Source organism: Cypionkella sp. (genome assembly GCF_034376685.1).
In the GTDB taxonomy this organism is placed as follows: Bacteria; Pseudomonadota; Alphaproteobacteria; order Rhodobacterales; family Rhodobacteraceae; genus Cypionkella.
In genome coordinates this window covers 20,663-30,409 of the sequence record NZ_JAXMJJ010000043.1, presented here as the reverse complement: position 1 = coordinate 30,409, position 9,747 = coordinate 20,663, and the positions used below count along the sequence as shown (strand labels likewise).

Genomic DNA, 9,747 nt, shown 5'->3' with positions numbered 1-9,747 from the left:
CGGGTGCTGGCAAGACCACGGTCATGGCGATGCTGATCGCCTGGCAAACCGTCAATGCCGTGCGGCATCCGAACAGCAAGCAGTTTTCCAGCCGATTCCTGATCGTCTCCCCTGGCATCACCATTCGCGATCGGCTGCGTGTTTTGATGCCCAACGACCCCGAAAGCTACTATCGCAGCCGCGAAATCACGCCGCCCGATATGCTTGGGGACATTCAAAAAGCCAAGATCGTCATCACCAACTACCACGCCTTCAAGTTGCGCGAAAAACTGGTGATCGCCAAAGGCACCCGCCAGGCCCTTGAAGGCTGGCGTGGTGACAAGGTCCAGACCCTCGAGACCGAAGGTGAGATGATCCAACGCGTTATGGGCGATCTGATGGGCCAGAAGAACATCGTAGTGATGAACGACGAGGCACATCACTGCTATCGTGAACGCGTAGTAGATGCAGCTGGCGAAACCGAGGTTGATCTAAAAGGTGACGACAAGAGCGAGGCCAAAGAGAACAACGAAGCCGCTCGGATGTGGATTTCCGGGCTAGAGGCCGTAAAGCGCAAACTGGGCATCAGCTTGGTCTACGATCTGTCCGCCACACCATTCTTTCTGCGCGGATCTGGCTATATCGAGGGCACGCTGTTCCCGTGGACGATGTCAGATTTCTCCCTGATGGACGCCATCGAATGCGGCATCGTGAAGCTGCCGCGCGTGCCTGTGGCCGACAATATCCCCGGCGGTGACACGCCGAAGTTTCGCAACCTTTGGGAGCATATCGGCAAGAAGCTTCCCAAGAAGGGTCGTGTCGCCGGGAAGGCGCTCGATCCGCTAAGCCTGCCTGCCGAATTGCTGACGGCACTTGAGGCACTCTATGGCCACTACGAAAAAACCTTCCATCTTTGGCAGGAGGAAGGGATAGGCGTCCCGCCGGTGTTCATCGTCGTTTGCAACAACACGGCGACATCAGAGCTGATCTACAAATATGTCTCCGGCTTTGACCGGGTTAGTGATGATGGCACCGAGACCACGCTGGAAAATGGTCGTCTTGCCCTGTTCCGGAACTACGATGATTTCGGCAACCGGATGCCCCGCCCGAACACGATCCTTATCGACTCCGCGCAACTCGAGTCCGGCGAGGCGCTGGACAAGGATTTCCGCGAAATGGCCGCCACGGAAATCGAGCAGTTCAGGCGCGAGATGATCGAACGCACCGGTGATATTCACGCGGGTGACAGCATCGACGAATCCACGTTGCTGCGCGAGGTGATGAACACTGTCGGCAAGAAGGGCAAGCTTGGCGAACAGATCCGCTGCGTCGTATCCGTATCGATGCTGACCGAAGGCTGGGATGCCAACACCGTCACCCACGTTCTAGGGGTGCGGGCTTTTGGCACTCAGCTTCTGTGCGAACAGGTTGTCGGCCGTGCATTGCGGCGCCAGTCTTATGAGCTGAACGATGAAGGCCTGTTCAACGTCGAATACGCCGACGTTCTCGGTATCCCCTTCGATTTTGCCGCAAAGCCTGTGGTGTCTCCCCCGGCAAAGCCGCGCGAAACCGTCCGCGTTCATGCCGTCAAACCAGACCGTGATGCGCTGGAGATTACTTTCCCCCGTGTCGAAGGCTACCGGGTTGAACTGCCCGATGAACGGCTGGAAGCGAATTTCGGCCCTGACCATGTATTGGAACTGACACCGCAACTCCTCGGCCCGTCCAGCACAACCAATCAGGGCATCATCGGCGAAGGGATAGATCTGACGCTCGAGCATCTCGAAGACATGCGCTCGTCCACCATCCTGTTCCACCTGGCGCGGCATCTGCTCTACACCAAATACCGCGACCCGGGCGAGGAACCGAAGCTGCACCTGTTTGGCCAGTTGAAACGCGTCACGCGCCAATGGCTCGACGGTGGCTATCTAAAATGCACCGGCGGCACCTATCCCGCCCAACTCGTCTACAAGGAAATTGCCGACATGGCGGCAGAGCGGATCAAGGCTGCCATCACCGAAACCTTGCAAGGCGAACGGCCAGTGAAGGCGATCCTTGACGCCTACAACCCCACTGGAACCACCGCCTTCGTCAACTTCACAACATCCAAGGAGCTGCGCTGGCAGACTGCGCCGAACAAATCCCACGTCAACTGGGTGGTCTGCGACAGCGATTGGGAGGCTGAGTTTGCCCGCGTCGCGGAAAATCACCCTCGCGTGCTGTCCTACGTCAAGAACCAGGGGCTCGGGCTGGAAGTGCCCTACCTCATGGGATCTACTCCGCGCAAATACCTGCCCGATTTCATTGTCCAGATCGACGACGGCCACGTCAACGCTGAAGGCAAGCCCGACCCGCTGAACCTGATTGTCGAGATCAAGGGCTATCGGGGCGAAGATGCCAAGGACAAGGCAAACACCATGCGCAGCTACTGGGTGCCGGGCGTCAACAACCTCGAAAAATTCGGGCGCTGGGCCTTTGCCGAATTCACCGCTGTCTACGAGATGGAGGGCGACTTCGACAAACTGCTCGAATCCCTCGGCGCGGGCGAGGTGCTTGTCGAATGAGGCCCCGGTTTTCAAGCTTCCGCAAGTCGCACAAGGAATGGTGTCTGCTGATCGACGGAAAGGAACCGTCGACAAACAAGACCCACAACAAACTGCCCAATCATTACGGCGCGCGTGTCGAATGGTGGTATGAGGCTGACAAGATCCATGACAGCGAGACAACCCGCAATCTCGCCTATCTGGTCACCTATCTGGAGGTCTTCGGCCCGCGCCTGTCCATGAAGGGCCTTGGCGTGCTTGAAGGCTGGGTCTACCCCGACCGCGCCATCATGCGCTCGCTGCATGCGGACGAGGTGCTGGCAGACGACGGCACCGCATTCGTCCTCACTCCTAAAGGCCACGCCCTGATCGCGCCTTGGCTCGTGCAGGACGGCACCACATTTTGCCGGGTGACCGGCACAGAACAGAAAGCCTGACCCCATGGCCAAGAAACCCATCGAGGTCGAAACCCTCACCCATGACGCCACGCGCAAGAATATTCCGACGGCGGAATTCGAATCCATCATGCGTGAGCAGGACAAGACGCCGATCCAGCTTGCCTACGAACGCCGCAACCGCGATCTTGACCCGCAGCTGGTCTGGCGCGGCAAGGATGAGCAGGACTGGTCCGACCTGATCGTGCAGGCCCCGCCGCTGTATATCCAGGAAAAGGTCCACCCCAAGGTCATCATCGACGACCTGAAACGCGAAAGCGCCAACCGGGCCAAGGCGACCAAGGACGCCCCGCAGTTCGACATGTTCGCCGATTTCAACGGCCTGCCCGACGCCGAAGCCGCGACCGAGTTCTACCAGCACGACCAGCACTGGTCGAACCGGATGATCTCGGGCGACAGCCTGTCGGTGATGGCCTCGCTGGCCGAGCGTGAGGGGCTGCGCGGTCAGGTCCAGTGCATCTATTTCGACCCGCCCTATGGCATCAAGTTCAACTCCAACTTCCAGTGGTCTACCACCTCGCGCGATGTGAAGGACGGCGACAAGACCCATGTGACGCGCGAACCCGAACAGGTCCGCGCCTTTCGCGACACCTGGAAGGACGGCATCCATTCCTACCTGACCTACCTGCGCGACCGGCTGACCGTGGCGCGCGACCTGCTGAGCGACAGCGGCAGCATCTTCGTGCAGATCGGCGACGAGAACGTCCACCGCGTGCGGGGAGTAATGGATGAGGTGTTTGGGGATGAAAACCTTGTTTCCGAAATCATCTTCGCAAAAACGGCAGCTCAAACCGGGCGTTATCTGCCAAACGTTGCAGACTATGTCTTATGGTATTCGCGCGACGTGAACAAACTGAAGTATCGCCAGCTCTATGATATCAAAAGCTTGGGGGGAGATGGCGCAGATCGTTATGATCGTGGTCTCAAGCAAGACGGCACTTCATTTGTCCTCGATCAAGATGTGCGTCTTGGCATCAGGGGAGTTGCCGATGGCGTCAAAGTTTACAGCCTCGGCGACCTTACTTCGCAAAGACAAGGACGGTCCACCGGACCAGAATCGGCCATGGGCTACCCGGTTCAATTTCAAGCAACAGTTTATGCGCCAACCTCCACACGAGGATGGTCTACCACCTCCTCAGGTATCGAACGCCTCAAGAAGTCAGATCGAATTGAGCCACTTTCAAAGAATCTAAGGTATCGGCGATGCCTGTCCGATTTCCCCGCATCCCCGAAGTCGAACGTTTGGAGCGACGTAACTGGCGTTCAAAGCCGCTCAGATCCAAAAATTTACGTTGTTCAGACTTCTACTAGCGCAGTCGCGCGCTGCATCCTAATGACCACCGACCCCGGCGATCTGGTGCTCGATCCCACCTGCGGCTCTGGCACCACCGCCTATGTCGCCGAACAATGGGGGCGACGCTGGATCACCATCGATACCTCCCGTGTCGCCGTGGCCCTCGCCCGGTCCCGCCTGATGGGAGCGCGCTATCCCTATTACCTGCTGGCCGACAGCGTTGATGGCCAGCGCAAAGAGGGCGAGATCACCCGCACCCCACCCAAATCCGCCCCCACCCACGGCAGCATCCGCCAAGGCTTCGTCTATGACCGCGTGCCGCACATCACGCTGAAGTCCATCGCCAACAACGCCGAAATCGACGTGATCTGGGACCGGTTTCAACCCGTCGTCGAGGATGCCCTAGCCGCCCTCAACACCGCCCTGTCCGGCCACCCCGCCCCCTTCAAGGTGGAAACCGGCGGCCGCGCTGGCGCAAAGATCGACTTCCGCGCCACCGGAGAAGTGAAACTCTCCTCCGGCGAACCCGCCCCCGCCGGCGGTCTGATGGAATGGGAAATCCCGCGCGAAGCGCCGTCAGGCTGGCCAGCTACCGTGCAAACCGCCCTTGCCGCCTTCTGGACCGCCCGCATCACCCGCCAACGGGAAATCGATGCCAGCATCGCCGCGAAGGCCGAGTTCGAATTCCTCTACGACAAACCCTTTGCCGACAGCGGCAAAACCCGCGTCGCTGGCCCCTTCACCGTAGAAAGCCTGTCGCCCCACCGCACCCTGGCCGTCGATTGGGATGACGAGCTGATCGACACCTACGAGGCAGCCGAGGGTAGGCGCGAGAAGGCCGAGCGCGGCGACAGCTTCACCGATTTCGCCCATATGATCCTGGAAAACCTGAAAGCCGCAGGCGTGCAGCAGGCGCACAAGGAGGACCGGATCACTTTTACCGCCCTGACAGGCTGGCCCGGCACCTACATCAGCGCCGAGGGCACCTTCATGGAAGGCGACACCCAGCGCCGCGCCGGTGTGTTCATCGGCCCCGAATTCGGCACCGTCTCCCGCCCCGATCTGGTGGCCGCCGCGCGCGAGGCAGGCGACGCTGGGTTCGACGTGCTGATCGCCTGCGCCTTCAACTACGACGCCCATAGTTCCGAGTTCGACAAGCTGGGCCGCATCCGCGTGCTGAAGGCTCGGATGAACCCCGACCTCCACATGGCCGCCGACCTGAAAGCCACCGGCGCGGGCAACCTGTTCGTGATCTTCGGCGAACCCGACATCCGCATCGCTGACGCAGGCGAGGGCCTAGTGACAGTCCAGGTCTTCGGAGTGGACGTGTTCAAGCCCCAGACCGGCGAGGTGCAATCCGAAGGCACGGACGGCATCGCCCTCTGGATGCTGGACACCGACTACAACGAGGAGTCCTTCTTCGTCCGCCACGCCTATTTCCTCGGCGCCAACGACCCCTACAAGGCGCTGAAAACAACGCTTAAAGCCGAAATCGACGAGGAAGCCTGGGAAAGCCTCTATTCTGACACATCCCGGCCTTTCGCCAAGCCGAAGTCGGGGAGGATAGCTGTCAAGGTGATCAACCACCTTGGCGATGAGGTCATGAAAGTGTTCGCGGTGGAGTGATGGCTTCCAAATTTACATCCTTACCTCTAAAATCCGGTGAGGCGTTTCTGCTTCAAACCGACTTCTCAGGAAATGAAATCGTTATTCTTGTCGATTCAGGAAAGCGAGACGGCACCGCACTCATGGAGGCAATTCTCGCGCAGGAGCCAAACCTAAGGAATATCGATGTCGCTGTCTGCACGCACCAAGACACAGATCACGCGAATGGTTTTCGCGACTTTGCAGATGTTTGGATCGACGACGGTCGAACAATTTCAGAATTCTGGCTTCCTGGCAGCTGGGCAGAAGCACTACCGAGACTTTTAATTGATCCCGATAGCGTTGCCGAAGACCTAATCGAAGCCGCTAAGCAATTTGTGCAGGACTACCGTCAAAGAGAGTCTTCGGGTCTCGATCTGAACGATGAAGAGCACGGCATTAGTCGATACATGAAGATAACCGCAGATAGAATGCAGCGAGACAGGCCAAGTAGGACCGCAACCGAACAGCAACGGGTTGACGACAGTTCTGACGGTCATGCATCAAAAGTTGCGAGGGGCCTGGGATTAAGTGTTGCCGAAACCGATCTCTTCCGAAAAATCTACAGTGCATCAGAACCATGGCGCTTCGCACACTTTAGCTTTAGCCGCGGTATCCGAAAGCACTACTACCGCAACCTTACTCCGGGAAGCGAAGCAGCGATGCTCGCCGCAGCGGCAATTGATACAGCCGAGATCATTCACAATATCGCATCGGTTGCGATAGAAAAAGACATTCTTGTAAGATGGTTTGACTTCCACCTCTTCGAGCTAGGACAACTGCCAAATGGCGGCGAGAAGGATCTTCTTGAACCCGTAAACTCTGTCGAGACCTTTCCGGATCCGGCTACTTACTCTGGACTACTGCTTCTAATGCGTCTGTTCCTGTCGCGCCAGAATGTTGAGTCCTTGGTCTTTTATCGACCAGAGCACGAGGCCGAACCTGCGTGTTTATTTTTGGGGGACTCAAGGCTGGCTTTTGGTCTCTCAAAGCCAAAAGGCAACTTTAATATGCCACCAGTTATTCCACAGACTTCAATCGTTATTACTGCCGCACATCATGGCTCGCGGGTAAACGATAACGCTTATGCTGTCATTGACTCGTGGTTGTCGACTACGTCTGCAAGACAGTTCTACGTCCGAAACGGAGGCCAGAAGGGTCAGACGCTGGGCGCCTATGTCACCAAGAGTGAGCGTCGCTGCAGCCAATGTGTTCAATGTCAATATGCCGGTTGGACCCAACCAGTTGTCCTTGGTGGCATTCATCGACAGTGGAGTTGGTTGCCTGTCAAGCCATTACCCTGTGGGACGCCGAAGGTTTAGGTCAATGGAATTCCGGATCGCTGACACTTTCACCGACAGTCTTGGCCGCCTCACTGCACAGGAGCAGAAGGTCGCCAAGACCACTGCCTTCGACTTGCAGCTCGATCCAACATCAAACGGCCTGTCGTTTCATAAACTGGACCGCGCCAAGGATACGAATTTCTGGTCAGTGCGGGCGAATGCCGACATCCGGATCATCGTCCACCGCACGGCCGCCAGCATCCTGCTGGTCTATGTCGATCACCATGACGATGCCTACAAATGGGCTGAACGCCGCAAGATTGAACGCCACCCGACGACAGGGGCGATGCAGCTGGTCGAGGTGCGCGAGCGGGTTGAAGAGATCGAAATCTTCAAGCCCAAGGAAGCACCTGTTGCTCCGACACCCGCCGCAATACCAGCCGTCAAGTTGTTCGACAACTTGCGCAAATTCGAACTGATGGCCTTTGGCGTGCCGGAGGAATGGGTGAACGATGTTCGCGCGGCCACCGAGGACACGCTGTTCGACATTATCGAACACCTGCCGCAAGAGGCGCAGGAAGCCCTGCTGAAACTAGCGGTGGGCGAAAAGCCGCAGCCGCCCGAGCCCGTGTCGGTCGAGGCCGATCCTTTCACCCACCCCGATGCCCTGCGGCGTTTCCGCGTGCTGACCAATGCCGAAGGGCTGAAGCAGGCGCTCGACTATCCTTGGGATAAGTGGGCGGTGTTTCTGCATCCCGCACAGACTGAACTTGTCGAACGGTCCTTCTCCGGCCCGACCCGCGTGTCGGGATCGGCGGGAACGGGCAAGACAATCGTTGCGCTGCATCGCGCAGTCCATCTGGCGCGCGTCAACCCCACCGCTACCGTCCTTCTGACCACGTTTTCAAAAGCGCTGGCAAATTCCCTGCGGGTCAAACTAGCCAGTCTCGTAGGGGGCGAGCCGTCCATCGGCACCCGGATCAGTGTCAAAGCAATTTCGGCGGTTGGATATGACCTCTACTCCGAACGGTTCGGCCAACCCCAGATTGCTGCACCCGCGATGATCCGCTCGCTAATCACCAAGGCGGCTTCAGAGGTCGAAGGCCACCGCTTCTCAGCCCATTTCCTTGTTGGTGAGTGGGAGGACGTCGTCGACGCTTGGCAACTGCGCACCTGGGACGAATACCGCGACGTGTCCCGCCTTGGCCGCAAGACCAGGATCGGCGGCAGACAGCGCGAAGCACTCTGGGCAATCTTCGACCGCGTGCGGGCTGGCTTGGTGGAACGGCGCATTGTCACGTGGTCTGACGTGTTCGGGCGACTGACGGAAAGCCTGGGGGGAAAGGGCCCTCGACCTTATGATTTTGCAGTCATCGACGAGGCTCAGGATCTGGGTGTTGCTGAAGCGCGGTTTTTCGCAGCGATGGCTGCGGGCCGCGGCGACGGGCTCTTCTTCGCGGGCGATCTTGGTCAGCGGATCTTCCAGCAGCCATTTTCGTGGAAGGCGTTGGGCTTGGACGTTCGTGGCCGGTCTTTCACCTTGCGCATCAACTATCGCACGTCCCATCAGATCCGGCTTCATGCCGACAGGCTCCTTCCGGCGACCGTATCCGACGTCGATGGAAACGCGGAAGGACGGCGTGGCACAGTATCGATGTTCGACGGACCGCCGCCGATGGTCGAGGCCTGCACAGGTGCCGATCACGAATGCCGCATCGTGGGTAAATGGATCATGGAGCGGCTCCAGGAGGGCTGCGCACCAAGCGAGATGGGCGTTTTCGTGCGGTCCGATGCGGAGCTGAAGCGCGCCCGTGCTGCGGTGAAGGCTGCAGGTGCGCGCGCAGTTGAATTGAACGACAAGGTCGAAGTCGAGGAGGGCGCTGTCGCCATTAGCACAATGCACTTCGCCAAGGGGCTGGAATTCCGGTCGGTCGTGGTGATGGCTTGCGATGACGATGTCATACCCCAAACCGATCGCATTGAATCAGTTGCGGACGATGCTGATCTTGAAGAGGTCTACAACACCGAACGGCACTTGCTCTACGTTGCATGCACCCGTGCGCGCGATCATCTTCTGGTAACCGGCATCTCACCAGTGTCCGAATTCGTGGATGATTTTCTGAAAGTGCCTTGATCCGTGGGCAACAACCGCGATCACGGGCACCACCATGGGAGCAGGCGGCATGACGAAACGCCTGTCACTCTGGCCGATCAGCCTCCGGTTCTCGTTCAGGCACTGGGTCGGATCCTGTTGCCTTGGACCGCTCAATCAGCCGGAAATGGGCTTGCAACACGCCCGTCGCGCGCCGATTACACCGACATCAGCTGCCGAAAGCTCTGCGCCACCGCCGTCATCAAGCCTTGGGCGCTTTTTGGATTTGACCGGAGCCGCCACCGACGGCGCTCTTTCCCCATAGGCAACGCCACGGCCCCCGCGACTTCCTCCTTGGGAGGTTTGCCAACGCGGGCCGTCCGTGCGCCAAGCCGCGCCCTCACGCCGCGGCCCGCATCGGAAAACCTTCACCAAAGCAGACATGCAAATCGCACGA

5 protein-coding genes are annotated in these 9,747 nt (G+C 58.8%); all 5 read left to right on the top strand.

Annotated elements, in window-relative coordinates; genetic code table 11:
* The coding region (locus U1A24_RS09745; RefSeq protein ID WP_322321787.1) for a BPTD_3080 family restriction endonuclease at positions 1 to 2,543 on the top strand (2,543 nt) is incomplete at its 5' end.
* The gene (locus tag U1A24_RS09740) at positions 2,540 to 2,959 is read left to right on the top strand and encodes a hypothetical protein (RefSeq protein WP_322321786.1); all 420 of its coding nucleotides are present in this window, start codon (positions 2,540 to 2,542) and stop codon (positions 2,957 to 2,959) included. The genes U1A24_RS09745 and U1A24_RS09740, both read left to right, overlap by 4 nt.
* Positions 2,960 to 2,963: 4 nt before the next feature.
* Complete coding sequence (locus tag U1A24_RS09735) at positions 2,964 to 5,897, top strand: site-specific DNA-methyltransferase (RefSeq protein WP_322321785.1); 2,934 nt, start codon at positions 2,964 to 2,966, stop codon at positions 5,895 to 5,897.
* Positions 5,897 to 7,237 (top strand): MBL fold metallo-hydrolase, encoded by a 1,341-nt coding sequence (locus U1A24_RS09730; RefSeq protein WP_322321784.1) that lies wholly within the window; start codon positions 5,897 to 5,899, stop codon positions 7,235 to 7,237. Before U1A24_RS09735 ends, U1A24_RS09730 begins: the two co-directional genes overlap by 1 nt.
* A gap of 4 nt (positions 7,238 to 7,241) precedes the next feature.
* A complete protein-coding gene (locus tag U1A24_RS09725; RefSeq protein WP_322321783.1) occupies positions 7,242 to 9,332 on the top strand; it encodes a 3'-5' exonuclease in 2,091 nt (696 codons plus the stop codon).
* Positions 9,333 to 9,747 lie beyond the last annotated feature (415 nt).

Bases quoted from the DNA above. Each gene is read 5' to 3' on its own strand.
- U1A24_RS09725 (WP_322321783.1), top strand. From the start codon at position 7,242: ATGGAATTCCGGATCGCTGACACTTTCACCGACAGTCTTGGCCGCCTC.
- U1A24_RS09735 (WP_322321785.1), top strand. From the start codon at position 2,964: ATGGCCAAGAAACCCATCGAGGTCGAAACCCTCACCCATGACGCCACG.
- U1A24_RS09740 (WP_322321786.1), top strand. From the start codon at position 2,540: ATGAGGCCCCGGTTTTCAAGCTTCCGCAAGTCGCACAAGGAATGGTGT.
- U1A24_RS09730 (WP_322321784.1), top strand. From the start codon at position 5,897: ATGGCTTCCAAATTTACATCCTTACCTCTAAAATCCGGTGAGGCGTTT.